The 18,850-nt window shown below is 46.1% G+C and carries 11 protein-coding genes; 3 read left to right on the forward strand and 8 right to left on the reverse strand.

The annotated features are described in order from the left end of the window. Positions 1–10 precede the first annotated feature (10 nt). Both pfkB and fruB read right to left on the reverse strand, forming a co-directional pair. Positions 11–988 carry a 1-phosphofructokinase gene (gene pfkB / locus L1D22_RS11590; protein ID WP_239829892.1) on the reverse strand — a complete coding sequence of 326 codons (978 nt, stop codon included), beginning with the start codon at positions 986–988 and terminating at the stop codon, positions 11–13. 9 nt (positions 989–997) lie between these two features. Further along, positions 998–2,131: a fused PTS fructose transporter subunit IIA/HPr protein gene (gene fruB / locus L1D22_RS11595; RefSeq protein ID WP_239829893.1), complete on the reverse strand. Its 1,134-nt coding sequence runs from the start codon at positions 2,129–2,131 to the stop codon at positions 998–1,000. A gap of 384 nt (positions 2,132–2,515) precedes the next feature. On the opposite strand from fruB, the gene cra reads away from it, so the two are divergent. After that, positions 2,516–3,520, forward strand: a complete 1,005-nt coding sequence (gene cra, locus L1D22_RS11600) for a catabolite repressor/activator (RefSeq protein ID WP_239829894.1) — start codon at positions 2,516–2,518, stop codon at positions 3,518–3,520. 68 nt (positions 3,521–3,588) lie between these two features. On the opposite strand, the gene L1D22_RS11605 is transcribed toward cra, so the two are convergent. The 4 genes from L1D22_RS11605 to nirB form a co-directional block, all read right to left on the reverse strand. Next, a complete protein-coding gene (locus L1D22_RS11605) occupies positions 3,589–5,379 on the reverse strand; it encodes a bifunctional protein-serine/threonine kinase/phosphatase (protein ID WP_239829895.1) in 1,791 nt (596 codons plus the stop codon). Positions 5,380–5,523: 144 nt separating this feature from the next. Further along, positions 5,524–6,993, reverse strand: a complete 1,470-nt coding sequence (locus tag L1D22_RS11610; protein ID WP_239829896.1) for a NarK family nitrate/nitrite MFS transporter — start codon at positions 6,991–6,993, stop codon at positions 5,524–5,526. Between the two features lie 198 nt (positions 6,994–7,191). Next, positions 7,192–7,536 (reverse strand): nitrite reductase small subunit NirD, encoded by a 345-nt coding sequence (nirD, locus tag L1D22_RS11615; RefSeq protein ID WP_061031137.1) that lies wholly within the window; start codon positions 7,534–7,536, stop codon positions 7,192–7,194. A gap of 128 nt (positions 7,537–7,664) precedes the next feature. Continuing rightward, positions 7,665–10,247 carry a nitrite reductase large subunit NirB gene (nirB, locus tag L1D22_RS11620; RefSeq protein ID WP_239829897.1) on the reverse strand — a complete coding sequence of 861 codons (2,583 nt, stop codon included), beginning with the start codon at positions 10,245–10,247 and terminating at the stop codon, positions 7,665–7,667. A 502-nt stretch (positions 10,248–10,749) separates the two neighbouring features. Here nirB and L1D22_RS11625 point away from each other — a divergent pair. Beyond that, positions 10,750–13,332 (forward strand): nitrate reductase, encoded by a 2,583-nt coding sequence (locus L1D22_RS11625; protein WP_239829998.1) that lies wholly within the window; start codon positions 10,750–10,752, stop codon positions 13,330–13,332. Between the two features lie 762 nt (positions 13,333–14,094). On the opposite strand, the gene L1D22_RS11630 is transcribed toward L1D22_RS11625, so the two are convergent. Beyond that, positions 14,095–16,116: an FAD-dependent oxidoreductase gene (locus L1D22_RS11630; protein WP_239829898.1), complete on the reverse strand. Its 2,022-nt coding sequence runs from the start codon at positions 16,114–16,116 to the stop codon at positions 14,095–14,097. A gap of 154 nt (positions 16,117–16,270) precedes the next feature. Then, positions 16,271–17,299 carry an AraC family transcriptional regulator gene (locus tag L1D22_RS11635; protein WP_239829899.1) on the reverse strand — a complete coding sequence of 343 codons (1,029 nt, stop codon included), beginning with the start codon at positions 17,297–17,299 and terminating at the stop codon, positions 16,271–16,273. A 237-nt stretch (positions 17,300–17,536) separates the two neighbouring features. On the opposite strand from L1D22_RS11635, the gene L1D22_RS11640 reads away from it, so the two are divergent. Then, on the forward strand, positions 17,537–18,844 hold the full coding sequence (locus tag L1D22_RS11640; RefSeq protein ID WP_239829900.1) for an acetyl-CoA hydrolase/transferase C-terminal domain-containing protein: 1,308 nt from the start codon (positions 17,537–17,539) through the stop codon (positions 18,842–18,844). The last annotated feature ends 6 nt before the right edge of the window (positions 18,845–18,850 follow it).

An 18,850-nucleotide genomic window follows, 5' to 3' on the forward strand; every position in this document is an offset into this window, starting at 1 on the left:
ACCTTTTGTCCTATTTGCTTGTGTCTAACTGGCTAGTTGGAGCACTAAGCGCCTGTAATTGGATATTTTGTAGTACTGAATCCAGCTCTTGTTGGCTGGTGATGCCCACGCCTACCTGTGAAACTGCTAGAGCAGATAGGGCGGTTGCGAATTTAATAAGTTCTGGTTTTGGCATCTGTTGCATGTGACCCCAACATAGGCCAGCAACTAAGGTGTCGCCTGCGCCTACTGTGCTCACCACTTGCATACGCGGCGGTTGAGCATGTAACCATTCACCTTGGTTTAGCCACATCACGCCTTCTGCGCCAAGTGATACCACGATGTTATCGATGCCTTTTTCACTTAGGGCTTGGCCTGCGTGTTGGCATTGGTCGCGAGTTGTCAGTTCTGCATTGAACAGCTGAGAAAGCTCTTCGTCGTTTGGCTTAATCAACCAAGGCTGAGCATTGATACCGGCTTTTAGTGCGTCACGGCTGCTGTCGAACAACACTTTTTTGCCTAGGTCACGTAAGCGCTGTACCCAAGAAGCGCAAAGGTCTGGCGATACGCCTTGTGGCAAGCTGCCTGCAATCACGAAATATTCGTGGTCTTCAGCCAGTTTTAACAAGGTTTCTTCAAACGCTTTAACAGCGTCAGCATCAACAGGAACACCTGGGAAGTTGATGTCGCTAACTTGGCCTGAATTCTCTACCAATTTCACGTTGATACGAGTTGCGCCATCAACACGGATGAAACGATCAGTTGCGCCCATCTGTTCAAACAGTTGGCAGAAGGCTTCTTCGTTATTGCGACCAAGGAAGCCTGTTACGGTGACTTTAGCGCCCAGCTCTGAAAGTACTTTTGCTACGTTTACGCCTTTGCCTGCTGCATGGAGAGAGCCTTTGTTTACTAGGCTAACTGAACCTACATTTAGTGCGTCGATAGCACCTGTCAGGTCGAGAGCAGGGTTGAGCGTAACGGTAACGGCTTTGATTTGTTTATCAGACATATCGATTCCTTAACCTTCGCCAAGGCCTGAAGCGATAGCTTTACCAATCGATTCAAGTGCTTGTGCTGCATCGTCACCTTCAGCAACAAACTGAAGCTGGTGGCCGTGTTTAACGCCAAGTGCGATGACTTTCATCAAGCTCTTCGCGTTCACTTCTTTTCCGTCGCCATCTAGGTTTGAAACGCGGATTGTTGATTCGAATTTCTTCGCTTCAGCAACCAGCATTGCACCCGGGCGAGCATGTAGGCCGTGTGCGTTTTTGATTTTGAATACTGCGCAGTTGTCATCGTCTTGAGACGCTGTAGAAACCGCTTCACCTTTCAGAAGACCGATGACTTGCGCAATGTCAGCTGTTAACAATTGTTGCTGTTTACCCTCGAAAACCATCTTGCTTAGGTTTGCCAGAATAGATTGGTGCGCGCTGTTACAAGCTGCGAATGCGACCAATGCTTTCACTGGTGTGCCTTCGTACTCACAGTGGTTTGCTGTTGAAACAAACGATACGCCAGTGCGAGTTACGCCTTTATCGCTGCCCAACAACCACAGGCCTTGGCCTAGATGAGTCGGTGTTTTTGTTACTAGGTCAGCAACGAATGCGTTGTCAGTACAGCCAGTGTTCTTAAGTAGGCCGCCCGCAACAGCAGACATTTGAACCATGTCGCTTGCAGGGAATAGTAGCTGAATCAAAGAAGCGTCTAGGTCTGCTTCTAACTGAACTTCGCCATTAAGTAGGGCGATGATTTCGTCTTCTGATTTCGCTTGCTTTAATTTCTCTTCAACACCGTCTGCCGCTAGCACTTTCGTTAGCTGCTTAAGAATGCCTAAGTGCTCGTCAGATTTCGCTGCAATACCAATTGCTACGTAAACACGGTTGCCGTCTGCCCAATCAATGCCTTCTGGGAAGTGGTGAACGGCTACGCCTGTCTCTTTTACTAGGCCACGCGTGTCAGTGGTGCCGTGAGGAATCGCGATGCCGTTACCTAGGAACGTTGAGTTCTGGTTTTCACGGTTCAGCATTCCTTCAACGTAGCCAGAATCCACTAGGCCTTTAGCAGTTAGGTCGCCAGCAATGTTCTGGATAGCTTTGAATTTGTCATTGGCCGTTTGACCAAGAGTGATGTCAGATTTTGATAATTTAAGCATGGTGCCTCTTTAGCGTATCGCTTGAGAATTTGTGTATCGCTCCGATTCAGTCTAGAGCAAGATTCATGGAGCTTTACTCGTTGCTTGCTCTTTGCTTTATGCTTGCTGAATCGGTTCAGCATTCAGTGTAAAAAAATTCAGCAAAGCCGATTTTGGTTTTCAAAATAGTTTTGCTGCGTGTCGTAATTTCAGTTTCGTTAATAACGAGAAGTTGAATCACGACAAATGACGCTCAATCCATACAAAAGGATGATTGAAGTCACTTTTCAGATTTTGCTGAATCCTTTCAGCTTTTATACTGAATCGATTCAGCATATAATTCAACTAATCCAAGGATCAGAAGATTGGTTATATGATCCTACGCACAAAATACAGGTCACCCATATGACACTAGATGAGATTGCCAAACTAGCCGGTGTGTCGAAAACCACAGCCAGCTATGTGATTAATGGCAAGGCGCAGAAATACAGAATTAGTGAGAAGACGCAGCAAAAAGTGATGGCGGTGGTGGAAGAGTATAACTACCGTCCAGACCATGCTGCTTCGTCGCTGCGTGCTGGTAATAGCCGTTCATTTGGTTTGATTATTCCTGATCTGGAAAACAGCAGTTACGCGCGTTTAGCAAAACTGATAGAGCAGAACTCACGTAAAGTGGGTTATCAAATCTTGATCGGTTGCTCTGATGATGACGCTGAAACCGAACGTAAAGTAGCAGAAGCGTTGGTGAGCCGTCGTATTGATGCTTTGCTGGTGGCAAGCTCAATGCCAGACGCCAACGAGTTTTACTTGAAGCTGCAAAGCTCGGGCACGCCTGTAATTGCGATTGACCGTCCGTTAGACGATGAACACTTTGCCTGCGTGATCAGTGAAGATTTTGAAGCCGCGTTTGAACTGACGCATTCTATTCTTGATGACAGCATTCATAGTGTTGGTTTGATAGGTGCACTGCCAGATTTAAATATCTCACGCGAACGCCAGCTAGGTTTTGAAGCGGCAAATAAAGCGCATACTCAACAAACAGGGCTAACAGAAAATAAGCCGATGGTTGTGGGGTATGGCGAACACTTTGATCGAGAATCAGGGCGTGAGATTTTTGAGGGTTGGATTGCCAAGGGCACAGTGCCTGATGCGATTGTGACTATGTCTTACACCTTGCTAGAAGGTGTATTGGATGTGATGGTCGAAAAGCCAGAGCTGATCAATCAAGTGAAACTGGCAACCTTTGGTGATAATCGCTTATTGGATTTCTTACCTTTCAAAGTCCATTCACTGCCACAGCAATTCGAAGTGATTGCCGATAGTGCTTTTGCTTTGGCATTAAATGCGTCAGCTAAGCGTTACCAAGCCGGTATTGAGCTAGTGCCAAGAAGCTTAGTCAAACGAGGCTAGCCTTCGTTTAACAGTTATTCAGAGCTTAACGGCTAGCTTTTGTTTAGTAGTTAGCCAGAGCTTAACCGTTAGCTAGAACCAAGTAATAAGACTAACTCTACGATAGCGACAACGCCGAGTAATAGAGCCAACACCTTCCAGAACTGAATAGGGTGACGGTTTATCAAAGGTTGCTTGGCTTTGTGCTTCATTAGGTTTTGATTGGGTGTGTAGAGGTCTGCTACAAAATCGCCTAAAACCTGATATCGCTCGGTAGGAGATTCTGCACACGCCTTTTGTAAAACTAAATCAATCCAAGCCGGTAGATCCGTTCGTTTTTGCGTCAGCGGTCGGTATTCCCATTGATGATGGCGTGATTGCTTGAGAGATTGCGCGCTCATCTCAGAGTAGGGCAATTCTCCCGTCAGCATTTCATAACCGATCACCGCGATAGAGAACAAATCGGAGCTTGTCGTAGCTGTGTTGTACTTAATACTCTCTGGTGCGATGTAATTCACCGCACCGAGTGGTGTTGGGTCTTTGTCTGTTTGTTCTCCCTCTTCAATTCCTCTCACTAACACCGCACCAAGGTCGATGATCTTGATGTCCCCATTACGTTGAACCATGATGTTTTCAGGCTTTAAGTCTCTGTGAACCATGTCGGCTCGTTGCAATACACGAATGCCTTGTGTGATCTTTTCGAGTATCTCACGCACTTGTTCGAGCGAGGGCTTAGGGTTGTCGTACATCCATTGCCTTAGCGTGACACCTTCAACCAATTCGCAAATTTGATATAGGAATTGAGAGTGTTCTGGCGTTGGGTAGACCTTCATGACTTTCTTGTTGTTCAACAAAATGCCAGCCCATTGTTCATTAAAGAAAGCTCTTAGCTGAGCTAGGTCGTCATGGTATTGAACCGAAGGTACTTTGAGGACGAACTCGGTTTGTGTCTCTTTCTGCATCACACGATACACATGACTTCGAGTGCCCGCATACAACACCTCAAGCACCATAAAGTTGTCGATGCTTTGGCCAAGCTTTAGCGCTGGTGGAATCGCGCGCTTAGAGAGCTTTTCGTGAAATTCGATTAATGAGGGCGTGGGTAAGTGAGTCACTTCGACAATCAAGCAGCTCACATTGTCTGCACTATTGTGGCTTAACGCTGTGTTACAGATGGTTTGAGCGGCGTATTCGAAATCTGCATCGGGTTTATCGATGTGTTCTTTAAACGTATTTGGGGAAACGAACTCATGCACACCATCCGAAGTTAGGATAAAGCGATCATTCTTCTTGATGGGTAAGGTTTGATAGTCAACATTGAGCTGATTATCCATGCCTAGCGCTCTAGTTAAGTAATGCTTCTGTCCCATGTTCTTACGAGTGTGATCACGGGTCAGTTGGCGTAACTCCCCATCTCTTAGCAAGTAAATACGACTGTCACCCACATGGAATAGATGGGCGGTGTTAGATTTTAGAATCACACTGCTGAAAGTCGATACTAGGGCATTGTGGTTAACTTGCTGCGCGGGGTGAATGTGAGAAACCGAGGTATTGAAGAGCCAAGAATTGAGTGAGGTTAGGACTTTCTGCGCCGAACGCTGAATACTCCAACTTTGTGGGGTCGCGTAATAGTCGTCAATAAACTGCATCACACTGGTGTGACTGGCTTTCTGGCCGTGTTCACTGCAACTGGCACCGTCGGCTATGCAAGCAACACTGCCTTTTAGCTCTTGTTCTACGCGAGTCTTCGGGTGTTTTACAATGATGGCGTCTTGGTTTTCATCACGTACGCCTTTATTCGAATAACCACCAAACTTCAAAGTCAGTTGGTTATTGGTTTCTGGCTTGATGACTTGCCCTTGGCTGAATGAAATCGTCATAACTGCTCTTCTTCTTAACTGGCCGTTTTCTCATCTGCTTGAGAGCACATCTGAGAAAGAACAAAAGCTCTAGCGAATGCAGAGCCTTTGAACGAAGTAACCGAGTGTCGCAAGCCCGGTTACTTCTCCCGATTCAATGAGTGGTTAGCTCGAGACGTTGATTAACGTCACGCTACCGTCGTCGTTTACTTCGGCAATTTGACCGTTGGGCTCTTCCATGAACATCAGAGTAACGAAACCAAGCACTGCTGTTGCAGCAATCACTAAGAAGAAAGTTTGGTAACTTACGAATGAAAGCACCGTTAGGTAAACCACCGCACCCACATTACCGTAAGCACCTGTCATACCCGCAATCTGACCTGTCATACGACGCTTAATCAGTGGCACTGTCGCGAATACCGCACCTTCACCTGCTTGTACGAAGAATGAACACGCCATTGCAGCAACAACCGCTAGCCATACAGGCCATGTGCTGTCTACTTGACCCATTGCGAAGTAACCTACAGCCAAACCTGCAGTTAAGATAAGAAGCGTTGGTTTACGACCGAATTTATCTGAAATCCAACCGCCACCTGGGCGAGACATCAAGTTCATGAAGGCGTATGCCGAAGCCACCATACCTGCAAGAACGGGTGTTAGTTCAAAGGTTTCAGAGAAGAACAGAGGCAACATAGAGACTACCGCTAGCTCAGAACCAAAGGTAGCGAAGTACAGAACGTTCAGTACCGCAACTTGCTTAAATTTGTACTGGTGAATCTCTGGCACTTCTTCTTTAAATACGTTCTTGTTTACTTTCCAAACCTGAGACACTTCGTAAACATACAGAGCAGCAAGCACTGCATACACACCGTAAACCGCTGTGTCTGAAAGCATGCCAATACCTGATGGAGACAGTTTCCAAGCCAGTAGAGCCAGTGCCGCGTACATAGGGATCTTCATGAAGAGTAGAAAGAAAAAGTCACCCTTAGACGTCACTTCCATTGCTGTTACTTGAGCAGGCTTGAAGTAAGTAGAACCTTTTGGTGTATCGGATACGTTTTTGTAGAACACCACTGAGAACAGTAAGCTCATTGCACCCGTAATACCGACCGCATAACGCCAACCTTCATCGCCACCAAATACTAATGCTAGGGTAGGAAGTGTGAATGCTGCAGCCGCTGAACCAAAGTTACCCCAACCGCCGTAGATACCTTCTGCAGTGCCTAATTCATTGTGTGGGAACCATTCAGAAACAAGACGAATACCAACTACGAAACCTGCACCGATGAAGCCCAGTAGGAAACGAGCGATAGCGGCTTGAATGAAAGAATCAGCCAGTGCGAACATGAAACACGGGATCGAACAGATCGCGAGTAGCAAAGAGTAAACGAGCCTTGGACCATAGCGGTCGGTGAGCATACCAATGGCGACACGCGCCGGAATGGTTAAGGCAACGTTCAAGATAAGAAGGGTTTTGATCTCTTCAGTGGTCAATCCTAGGCTGGTTTTTACCATTTGTAGCAGGGGTGCGAAGTTAAACCACACTACAAACGTGATAAAAAAGGCCATCCAGCTGAGGTGTAAGACCTTCATCTTACCTGTAAACGAAAACAGCGAAAATTTTGAGTTATCCATGTTTTAAATCCTTTAAATATGGAAAGAGTCTAGAGTTATCTAGCCGTCCACATGCCAACTCCGTAGCTTGCCTAGACTGTTAATTATAGGCGGCTAAGGCATGTTAATGGGTGAATTTGAAAGTACAACCTTTTAGTTAGGCGATAACTTGTTGTTAGTTGAACATTTGTTGCTAATTGCTAACTTGTCGTCAGATAATCAACTTGCCAACGCTTCGGGTGCCAGTACTTGAATCTGATTGCCTTGTCGGCGCACTTCAAAGCGGGTTAGGGCATGTTCAGGCTCTTCCAAACAAGCGCCAGTCTCTAGATGGTAATGCTGCTTGTAGAGCGGAGAGGCCACATAGGGTTCTCCACTTAACGAGCCGATAATGCCGCGAGACATAACGTTGGCTTTCCCCACAGGGTCGAAATTCGATAGGCCATAAAGCTTGTCGCTGCGTTTGCAGTAAAAAATGGCGACTTGATGATCAGCTACTTTGGCGCACACACCCGCATTGGGTGACAGTTCCTCTTGCGAGCAAACAGTGGTCCAGTTTTCCATGACAGTCTCCTTGTCAATTTGTTGAGTCTTTGATTTTGTTCCCATTTCCTAAAAAAGAAGGTCGTAAAGAAAGAAGGTCGCTAGCAGCATGTTGCCGAGATCGAAGGGGCTGCTAACGACCAAACTGGCTACGAGACTTCCGTAATTTCAATTTGTTCAGTGTTGTTTAAAGCTTGGTTACGTTCCGCTTCTTGGTCGGTATTGACCGAAGGTTTCGGGAAGCGTTGTTCACGCTCTTTGATGAACGAAAGGCTAGAGTCCATCTCTTCACTGTTGATGTAGTGTTGGAAGCGCTTCATCTTCACTGGGTTCTCGATAGTGGTTTTCCACTCACACTGATAGTTTTCGATATTGAGTGCGATGTCTGCTTCTAGCTCAGCAGCGACATTGAGTTTGTCTTCAATCACCACCTCTTTGAGATACTCCAAGCCACCTTCTAAGTTTTCCATCCAAACCGAAGTACGTTGCAGGCGGTCAGCGGTACGTGTGTAGAACATCAACACGCGGTCGATGTATTGAATGAGAGTTTGCTCGTCTAGGTCGGTCGCGAATAGGTCGGCGTGACGTGGGCGCATGCCGCCATTACCACAGACGTATAGGTTCCAACCTTTGTCAGTAGCGATAACGCCGATGTCTTTTGATTGCGCTTCGGCACACTCACGCGTACAGCCCGATACTGCGAATTTGATCTTGTGTGGTGAACGCAGGCCCTTGTAACGGTTCTCTAGTTTAATCGCGAGGCCAACACTGTCGTTGACACCGTAGCGACACCAAGTGCTGCCAACACAAGACTTCACCGTACGAACCGATTTACCGTAGGCGTGGCCCGTTTCAAAGCCTGCATCAATCAGTTTTTTCCAGATGGCTGGCAGTTCATTAAGTTGAGCACCAAACAAGTCGACACGCTGACCGCCAGTGATCTTGGTGTAAAGGTCGTATTCCTTTGCCACTTCACCCAGCACGATCAGTTTGTCTGGTGTAATTTCACCGCCTGCAATACGCGGAACAACTGAGTAGGTGCCATCTTTTTGCATGTTGCCAAGGTAGATGTCGTTGGTGTCTTGCAGTTCGATGTGCTCATCTTTCAGGATATAGTCGTTCCAGTAAGAGGCGAGAATAGAACCCACCGCAGGCTTACACACGGTACAACCTAAGCCTTGACCATGAGATTCAAGCAGCTCGTCGAACGTTTTGATTTTGTTGACGCGGATAATGTCGGTCAGTTCTTGGCGAGAGTAAGCAAAGTGCTCACAGATATCGTTAGAGACTTCCACACCTAGGTTGCTCAGTTCGCTGTCGAGCACTTGTTTTGCAAGGGCAGAACAACCACCACAACCAGTAGAGGCATTGGTTGTCTCTTTCAATGCAGACATGGTTGTACAACCCGCTGACACCGCTTCTTTGATATCGCCTTTGGTCACATCGAAACATGAACAGATAACCGCGCTGTCTGGTAGGGCTTCGACACCCATTGCGCTGCCTGAGTCGTCAGCAAGGTTTGGAAGAATCAGTACCGATGGATTCTCTGGCAGAGGCATATCATTTTGCTTGATTTGCAGCAGTGAACCGTACGCGTCTGCATCGCCGACTAATACGGCACCGACGATCTTTTTACCATCAGCAGAAACAATCAAACGCTTATAAACCTGTTCAATTTCATCGTTGTAGGTATAAGACTGCGCGCCTTCGGTTTTGCCGTGCACTTCACCAATACTGGCTACGTCTACACCCAGAAGCTTGAGCTTGGTGCTCATGTCGGCACCGGTAAAGCTGCTCTCATCTTCACCATTAGAAAGGATATGGCTGGCCGCCACTTTCGCCATTGAATAGCCGGGAGCCACTAAGCCAAAGATCTTGTTGTCCCATAGGGCACATTCACCAATGGCGTACACGTTGTCGATGTTGGTTTGGCAGTTGTCGTCAATCACAATGCCGCCACGTTCGCCAATGGCGATGTCAGAGCTACGAGCCAGCGCATCCTGTGGGCGAATACCTGCCGAGAATACGATCATATCGGTTTCTAGGTGTGTGCCGTCAGCAAAGTTCATGCGGTAGCGAGACGTTTCACCCRCCACAATTTCAGAGGTCGCTTTCTCGGTGTGAACTTGCACACCCAAGTCTTCAATTTTTCGTCTTAGTAGGGCACCGCCACCATCATCCAGTTGAACGGCCATAAGGCGAGGAGCAAACTCAACCACATGCGTTTCTAAACCAAGGTTCTTCACCGCGTTCGCCGCTTCTAAACCGAGCAAACCACCACCAATGACCACGCCCGATTTGCTCTGTTTACCCGATAGCTCAATCGCATCGAGATCTTCAATCGTACGGTACACATGACAGTGTTCCTGATCGTTACCCGGAATCGGAGGCACAAACGGGAATGAACCCGTTGCAAGAATCAGCTTGTCGTAGCTTTCAACGTGGCCGCTGTCGGTAATAACCGTTTGATTTGCTGTATCAAGCTCAGTGACTTGTGCGTTAATCAGATACTTAACGCCGTTTTCTTGGTAATAAGCTTCGCTTGTTAAAGCCAAATCGTCGGCTGTCTTACCGTTGAAGTAGGCCGTAAGTTGAACACGGTCGTAGGCAAGGCGCGATTCCTCACTGAAGGTAATAACTTCATATTGGTCTGAATCAGCTTGAATGATGTTGTCGATAAATTTGTGGCCAACCATGCCATTACCAACGACGACAATCTTTTGTTTGCTCATAGTAAATTCCTTTTTTTCTGGCTTCCTAGCGTTTCTAAAACTGCCCACTCTCTGGTGGATAATGTGCTGTTCTTCCAATGAACTGAAAACTGTAAATTTTGAGTTGTTGGCAAATAGGGCAGCAAGTAGGATGCCAGATAAAAATAGATATCGAGAAAAGTAAAAATAACAATTAAAATCAGTGGTTTAATTAAATGATAAACAGCTCAATTACCCCTAAAGTGGTAGATTTAAAAAAGAGAATATTTATGAAAATGAGCCTTTGTGGTGCAAAATTGATCAACATGGTGCAAAAATCTCAATATTTCGCTAGTTACATTTAATTAACATTGCTTTTTGTAAGTGATTTTATTTTAAGTCTTTGTAAATAATGGTTATTTTTCTTGTTGTGGAAAGGGGTAAATAGTGGCGTGCAAATTGCTGTAATTAAAAAGACAAAATTTCATAGCTGAGCAAGGGTCATAAACGACGCTCTGTTCGCTAGATGAGAAACATAAGAACATTGCACGAGGGAAGAGTGATGAGTTCAAACAAGGATTGGATTAAATCAACGTGTGCTTACTGTGGCGTAGGTTGTGGCATTGAAGTGAGGCCCACTTCTTCAGGGAAACTGGAAGTGCGTGGCGATAAAGACCACCCATCGAATTATGGCAAGCTGTGTACTAAGGGCGCAGCGTTGGGCGACACCGTAACGCCAATTGGCCGTTTAACTCAGCCGATGCAGCGAGTAGATAACGAACAACAGCAATTGCCTTGGGGCGAGGCTTCACAATTGGTGGCAGATAAGTTTGCCCAAGCGATTAAAGAGCATGGGCCAGATTCGGTCGCCTTCTATGTATCTGGTCAATTGCTGACTGAAGATTACTATGTCGCCAACAAACTGATGAAAGGTTTTATTGGTAGCGCCAACATCGACAGTAACTCTCGCCTTTGTATGGCATCGAGTGTGGTTGGGCATAAACGCGCGTTTGGCACCGATACCGTTCCTGTCTGTTATGAAGATTTAGAACAAGCAGAAGTCGTCGTTATCACTGGCTCAAACCTCGCTTGGTGTCACCCTGTGTTATTCCAAAGGTTAAGAGCGGCCAAACAAGCCAACCCTGCATTGAAAGTGATCGTGATTGACCCGCGTTATACCGATACTTGTGAAATTGCCGACATGCACTTGGCGTTGGAGTCAGGCTCAGATGTCGCACTGTTCAATGGTTTGCTAGCCTACTTAGATGACAACGACCATCTCGATACTGACTACATTGAACACCACACCCAAGGTTTTACCGAAGCCATTCGATCCGCAACTCATTACCGTTATACCGAGTCTGGCTGGGGAGACAAAAGTGTTCCCGACCTAACAGGGCTTACTGAGCAGCAACTTGAACAGTTCTACAAGCTGTTTGCTTCGAATGAGAAAGTGCTCACCATCTATTCCCAAGGCGTAAACCAATCCACACAAGGGTGCGACAAGGTAAACGCCATTATTAATTGCCATTTAGCGACCGGAAAAATCGGTAAGGCCGGCATGGGGCCTTTCTCTGTAACAGGCCAGCCAAACGCCATGGGTGGTCGAGAGGTGGGTGGCCTAGCCAATACCTTAGCGGCGCACTTTGAATTTGGCGATCCGCAATCACACCAAACCGTCAGTGAGTTTTGGCAAACTGACAGCTTGGCTACTCGCGCAGGCTTAAAAGCCATCGACCTATTTGATGCGATGAATGAGGGCAAGATAAAAGCTGTGTGGATCATGGCAACCAATCCAGTGGTGAGTTTGCCTGACAGCGAGAAAATCAAAACCGCATTAGAGATGTGTCCGTTTGTGGTGGTGTCGGACTGCATTGCCGATACGGAAACCACACGTTTGGCTGATGTGGTGTTGCCTGCGCAGGGGTGGAGTGAAAAGTCCGGCACTGTGACCAACTCTGAGCGTCGAATTTCACGCCAACGCCGCGTATTACCAAGCCCTGGCGAAGCCAAACCCGATTGGTGGATATTAAAAGAAGTCGCGCAAAAGATGGGATTCAAAGATCAGTTTGATTACCGCCACGAAGGCGAGATTTTCAAAGAGTATTGCGAGATGACCGCGCTTGGTAATGAAACAGGTAAAGCGCGTGATTTATGCTTAATCGGTCTTACTCAGTTAGATGAGAAAGGCTATGGCGAACTCACTCCCCAACAATGGCCAGTACTTGAATATCAACCAGAGATCATTGAACAGCGCATGTTCACCGATGGCGAGTTCTTTACTGAATCAGGCAAAGCGCAGTTTATCGCGGTTGAGCACGACAAGCCGATTGCCGATACCAGTGTCGAATTTCCACTTATCATGAACACAGGTCGAATTCGAGACCAATGGCACACCATGAGTCGCACTGGCTTAGCCGCAGGTTTAGGTGAACACACACCAGAACCCTTTGTCGCTATGCATCCAGATACGATTGCTGAGCTTGGCTTAGACGAGTTTGGGCTAGATGCTTTCAATCACGCCACAATTAATCCAGTGGTAAAAGTGCGCAGTGCACAAGGGGAGTGCCAAGCCCGCTTAGTGGTAACCAAAGAGATGCGCCGGGAACAAGTATTCATGCCTATCCACTGGAATGCCCCAACCGCCAAAGACAGCAAGCCGTGTGACCTGATTTTGCCTCATACCGATGCGGCATCAGGCCAACCAGAGTTTAAACACACACCTGTTGTCGTAGAGCCGTGTGGTTATCGCAGTGAAGCCGCATTGGTCAGCGACAAAGTGATGGATTGCGGTGGTTTTGATTACTGGGTACGCCAAAGAGTGGAGGGCGGTTTTCTGTATCGCATTTCATCATCTAAGAACCCAATGGAGTTGGTGATTCAACTTGCCAACACACTCGATGCTTTACCAGAACCCAACGCAGAGGCGATTAAATCACTCCATTACCACGGCAATAAATCATTCAAGAACTATGGTTCTGCCAAGCTGGATCAATTTGGCGTAAAGCAAGCCTTTGTGGTGAACAGTAAGCTCGACCATCAAAGCATCGACTGGCTAGTGGAATGCCTAACCCGAGAAGCCGATGAAGAGTTCGAAGTCGAGTTTTTGAGTACCATGGCAAAGTAGCTGATTACCTCTAACCGATTAATACCTTAAGCTAAGCGCCGACAATTACGTCGGCGTTTTTGTTGTGCGCCGAGCATGGTGTCAACCTAAGAGGTGAAAGTCCTCTACGTGCCTTGTCGAGCGGGAAGCGTTAGCCTATGCAAGGGTGTTCATCGTGAGGTGGAATCTGAAGGAAGCAAATGGCAAAACATAGCTTTGACGAACAGAAATCTGATATTAGGCATAATCAACTTGGGTAACCTAGCAACAGATAGAATAGCCCAAAGTCTCGAACAGAAGTGTGATTATGTAAATCAGGCAGAGCTATGGGAAAGGGTGGCATCTTACCTCGGGAGATCTTATCAATTGTCTTCGTGACTAGGCTAGCAGTGATGCTAGACGAAGATTGATAAGAAGTCAGCAGAGGGCATAGTACTTACGTTGTAGGGAAGGCCTGAACCAAGGTTTTAGATAAACGGTTAACAAATTCTCAGTGTGTGCGGAGTCTCAGTAAAGAGTAGAAACCCTACAGCTACGTTAGGAATAGGTGGAGAAGTCGGAAACGGATCTGCGACTAACGAAGAGAGACAAGACACAATGGCGTTGAAGTTAGACAGTTGATCTAGGCCAACAGATGTTTGGTATACCTTGGAACCGCCGTATGCGACCCACGCTTGTAGGGTGGTGTGAGAGGACGGAGGCCGTGAGGCCTCCTCCTACTCGATTGTTGTGCCTTCGGAACAACAAATGACTCTCTATTAAGACTAAAGAAAACTCACATAATTACAATGTACGTCCAACTTCAAAGCCGTCCCAGATTGCAGTCATGATCGTTCTCGCTTTTTGGCTATCACCGATATTGAATACTTCTTCAACATCTAGCTGATTGGCGAGTTCTTCATGCAAGTGGTCTTCAGCTTTGTATCCAAGTGCCAGTACAACGTGATCAGATAACATTTCGACACTGTTGTTCTCAATATTTAGACATACACCGTTATCAGTGATTCTTTCTAATCGGGTTGAAGTCAAAACGTTAACTTGTTCTTTGACGAGAAGCTCTTTTAACATTTGATAGTTAGCGAAGCAGGTTCCGTGAGGGCCGCCAATGATATCGTCAGACGCTTCAACTAAAGTGACCGCTTTGCCTTGTTGTGCCATCCACAAAGCCGCTTCTGCGCCAACTAAGCCAGCACCAACCACACAGACCTTATCGCCAGTTATACGCTCAGGGTTCATCAACATATCTTCGGCTACTAGAACATGCGCTTTATCTCTCCCTTCCAACCAGTTCGGCTGAGTAGGGCGTGAACCTGTAGCGAAAATAACACTGTCTGGCTTTTCATTTTCTATCGATGCTTTGTCCGCTGCCGTGTTGAGTTTGACGTCTACATTGTGTCGAGTCATTTCACCGCTGAACCACTCAATCAAGGTTTTATCATCATGCTTGAATGGAGGTTGGCTTCCTGGGATTACATTGCCACCGAGCTCGCTACCTTTCTCGAAAAGGACAACGTTATGACCGCGTTCTGAAGCAATTCTTGCAGCTTCCATTCCTGCGACACCACCACCAACAACGACAACCTTTTTGGTCTTGTGAGTTGGCAATAATCTGAACTCTTCTTCTCGTCCACAGCTTGGGTTAACAGCGCAAGATAGGTTGCCCACTTCTGCCATACGGCCAAGACAGCCAAGGTGACAAGACAAGCAAGGACGAACTTCTTCGAAGCGACCTCTGCGGATTTTGTTGACTGTATCAGAGTCTGCAAGTAGCGGCCTACCCAGTGACACGCCATCACAAATGCCATTTTGAACTGCATGCGAAGCGAGGTCTGGATTTTCCATGCGACCAGCCATCAAGACAGGAATATCGACCACTTCTGAAACGGCTTTGCAGTATGGTTTGTACATGCCTGGTTGGAAGTAGTTTGGCGGGTGATTCCAATACCATGAGTCATAGGTACCAGCATCAACATTGAGTGCATCGAATCCTGCACTTTGCAGGTATTCAGCGGCTCTAAGGCCTTCTTCCATATCTCTACCCACCTCTTCCGCTCGCTCACCCGGAAGAATACCTTGGCCAAAACCTTTCATATTTCCTTTGACTGAGTAACGTAGTGATACAGGGAAGTCTTTGCCACAAACGGCTTTGATGCCTTCTACAATCTCTACGGCAAAGCGATAGCGGTTTTCAAAGCTTCCACCGTATTGGTCGGTGCGTTGGTTGAAGAATTCCATGGTGAATTGGTCGAGCAAGTAGCCCTCATGAACCGCATGTATCTCAACACCGTCAAAGCCTGCTTTTTGAGCAATGGCAGCGGACTCAACAAACTTAGAGATAAAGTATTTTACTTCTTCAGTCGTCAGTTCGCGGTGAGTAATTTCAGGGTTGAAGCGGTTTGGTGCTTCAGAAGGTGCGATGGATTTATCTTCAGGTGTGAAGCCTGGAATACAAGAACGTCCCCAGCCAGCGGTGAGCTGAGCAAATATCTTCGTACCGTAAGTATGAACTCGCTCGGTCATCTCTTTTGCGCTACGGATATAAGCCGTTGGGTGGTTTGTTGGGCATGGAAGTGAAGGCATAGGGAATTGTTCAAGCTCATTCTCTACCATTTGCACACCGGTAATGATCAGGCCAACACCGCCGCGAGCGCGAGCGACATAATATTCAATGCCACGACTGTTATACGCACCATCACCATCGACACAACCTAATGTGCCCATAGGAGCCATTGAATACCGATTTTTTAACTTTAATGAGCCGATCTGCATCGGCTCAAAAAGCACGGAGTGCTCTTGTTTAAACATAATTTAATCTCCAATAATTGAATGCATTTGGTTTTAACCAAAGCAAGAACTGGGGATATTAAAGCAAGCGAATTATGTTATAACTTTGCATTTTAGGACAAAGATTTTGCCTAATGTGCCATCGAATATATTGTTGATTTAGATCAGCCTTTGATTAAGCGATGGTTTGATTTCGCCTTAATTTTATTGGGCTTAACCCTGTCCATCTCTTAAATGCCCGAGAGAAAGTACTCAAATCCGCAAAACCTAGCTGGTAGGCAATTTCGGTCATGCTTATGTGTTGGTCTTCTAACAGGTGAAGTGCTTTCTCTAACTTATACTTTTCTACGACACCTCGATAACTGGTATTCAGTTCGGAAAGCCTTCTATTCAAAGTCCTGATGTTCATATTGAGTGACTGAGCAAGGCTCTCACCAGAGATACTTTCCAAGCTTTGGGTCTGATTAAGAACATTATAGATTTGCAGGATTAAGTCGCCTCTTTTCAAGGATTCAGCGTCTTTTCGTAATAGGTTCAATACAGAAAAATAAACCCCTTCATCATAACTGTCTAATGGTTTATGTAGGTGCTTTTTATCAATTGAGATCTTTCTTATTGGGTGTCCCGCGGTAACTTTTGCTCCGGTTAATTGTTCAAGTTGCTCAGTCTTCTCTGCGCAAAAGTTATGCTCAATCAGTTTTACGTTGATGTCAATGTCTTCAAAGTTGATCACATGCTTGAGTATAAAAATGAAGGTGGCGATCAGCATGGTTATACCAAGGTAGGTGACATGGCTCTCTTGATTGTAGGGCTCATTATCGAGTATCCATAGTTCCGCATTTCCTTGTTTGCTTTCGCGATATTGAAGACGGATAGGTGACGCTACTACGATTGAGAATTCGGCTGCGGTTTTTAGCAATGTCTCGATATCGGGTGCTGTCCATAACACCAAAGAATAACTGCCAAACGTTAACGGAGTGACATGCTTCGCAGCCCTTACTGGAACGAGCTCATCGTCAGTACATTCACACAACTTTACCAGTTCTTCTCTAAGATCATGAAAGTGTAATCGTCCTTCCGAATTTTTACGTTTTGACAGAATAGGTTGGCTTTCGACGTTAAGTTCTTTTGCGGCTAATGCCAGAAGCGATTGCCAACCTGAATGAACCGACAGTGAGTTATGAAATTGTTGTTCTAATGCCATTTTATGACCTTATAAACCGGAGATGTGATCAAAAACGCAAAGTGATTAATTGTCCGGAATAGTGAATTTCTTGTCCTAAGGTGCAAAGTTAAAGTGTGGGGAAATTGTATTATGAATAACGTGAAAAGGACATTTACCTACACCCTACGTTCATGCATAGCATACAATTTTTGGTCTTAATGGAAAAGTAATCTTCAAAATTTAGTCTGTTATGCAAAATATAATGAGAACTACATAATGAATAATTGGAAAGAAGTCCATGGTGAAAAACTAGTCTCTTTAGAGTCTGCAGTAGGCAAACTCGTATCAGGTGACAAGATCTGGGCAGGCGGTTTGTTGTCCATTCCTGTTGTATTTCTTAAGGAGCTGGATAAGCACCTAAATCTGTTCAACGGTTGTGAAATCTATACGGGATTGATGACGACTCCCTTCGAATTTTTGAAGCCTCAATATCGAGATAACTTCAAGCATATCAGTCTTTTTATGGGGCCAATTGAAAGAAAGCTGCAAAGCACAGGCAACGTAGAAGTGACGAACTTTCATTTCTCGAATTTTGAAAGTATTTTTGAAAAACTGCAGCCGAATACGGTTGTTGTTGAAGTAACCCCACCGAATGAAGAAGGTTTTGTTAGTTTGGGTGCGTGTGGCGGCGTAGCAACGAAGGTTGCACTGAAATATGCTTCTAAAGTGATTTTTGTTGTCAATGAACAGCAACCTTTTATAGGGAATCAAGATAATATCGTTCATGTTGACCGCGCTAACGTACTGGTTGAAGGTCATCACAGTATTGCAATGCCTAAAGCTGGTTTACCTTCAGAGCTTGAGACCGAAATTGCAAAACACGTTAGCCCATACATCAAGGATGGAATGACAGTGCAAATTGGCATTGGAACCATCTCAAATGCGATGGGTATGGCGCTTCGTGACCGTAAAGATCTAGGTGTTCACACAGAAATGTTTACAGAATCTCTGATGGAGATGTGTAAAGCCGGCGCAGTGACTGGTACCAAAAAGAACCACATACCAAACAAAATCGTCGCGGCATTCGCGGCTGGCCCGCAAGAGGTCATCGACTTTGTGCACAACAATGCAGACATAGAGATGGGCTCTATGAGTGAAGTTGTTAACCCATATGAAGTTGCTAAGAACGATAATTTTGCTTCAATCAATACGTGTTTGATGGTTGACCTTGGTGGTCAAGTTGCGTCTGAAGGGGCGGGTTTTAGCCAGATTTCAGGGTCTGGTGGCCAGTTAGATTTCGTACGAGCAGCGAACATGGCGAAAAATGGCGTCAGCATCTTAGCCTTGGCAGCAACGCGTGAAGGTAAAGATGGCTTAGAGTCGAATATTCGTTTGTCATTGCCAGTGGGAACACCGATTACCACGCCTCGTAACGATGTACATATTGTGGCGACGGAATACGGCTCGGCAAACCTGCGTGGTATGACAGTCTCTGAACGCGTGCATGCATTAGCGAATATCGCGCACCCAGATTTCCGAGAGTCGTTACTGGCGGAAGCAAAACAACATGGCTTAGTGAAGTAGGAGGTA

This window comes from Vibrio sp. Isolate34 (assembly GCF_022397915.1).
Taxonomy (GTDB): Bacteria; Pseudomonadota; Gammaproteobacteria; order Enterobacterales; family Vibrionaceae; genus Vibrio.

Bases quoted from the DNA above. Each gene is read 5' to 3' on its own strand.
- pfkB (WP_239829892.1), bottom strand. From the start codon at position 988: ATGTCTGATAAACAAATCAAAGCCGTTACCGTTACGCTCAACCCTGCT.
- fruB (WP_239829893.1), bottom strand. From the start codon at position 2,131: ATGCTTAAATTATCAAAATCTGACATCACTCTTGGTCAAACGGCCAAT.
- cra (WP_239829894.1), top strand. From the start codon at position 2,516: ATGACACTAGATGAGATTGCCAAACTAGCCGGTGTGTCGAAAACCACA.
- L1D22_RS11605 (WP_239829895.1), bottom strand. From the start codon at position 5,379: ATGACGATTTCATTCAGCCAAGGGCAAGTCATCAAGCCAGAAACCAAT.
- L1D22_RS11610 (WP_239829896.1), bottom strand. From the start codon at position 6,993: ATGGATAACTCAAAATTTTCGCTGTTTTCGTTTACAGGTAAGATGAAG.
- nirD (WP_061031137.1), bottom strand. From the start codon at position 7,536: ATGGAAAACTGGACCACTGTTTGCTCGCAAGAGGAACTGTCACCCAAT.
- L1D22_RS11630 (WP_239829898.1), bottom strand. From the start codon at position 16,116: ATGTTTAAACAAGAGCACTCCGTGCTTTTTGAGCCGATGCAGATCGGC.
- L1D22_RS11635 (WP_239829899.1), bottom strand. From the start codon at position 17,299: ATGGCATTAGAACAACAATTTCATAACTCACTGTCGGTTCATTCAGGT.
- L1D22_RS11640 (WP_239829900.1), top strand. From the start codon at position 17,537: ATGAATAATTGGAAAGAAGTCCATGGTGAAAAACTAGTCTCTTTAGAG.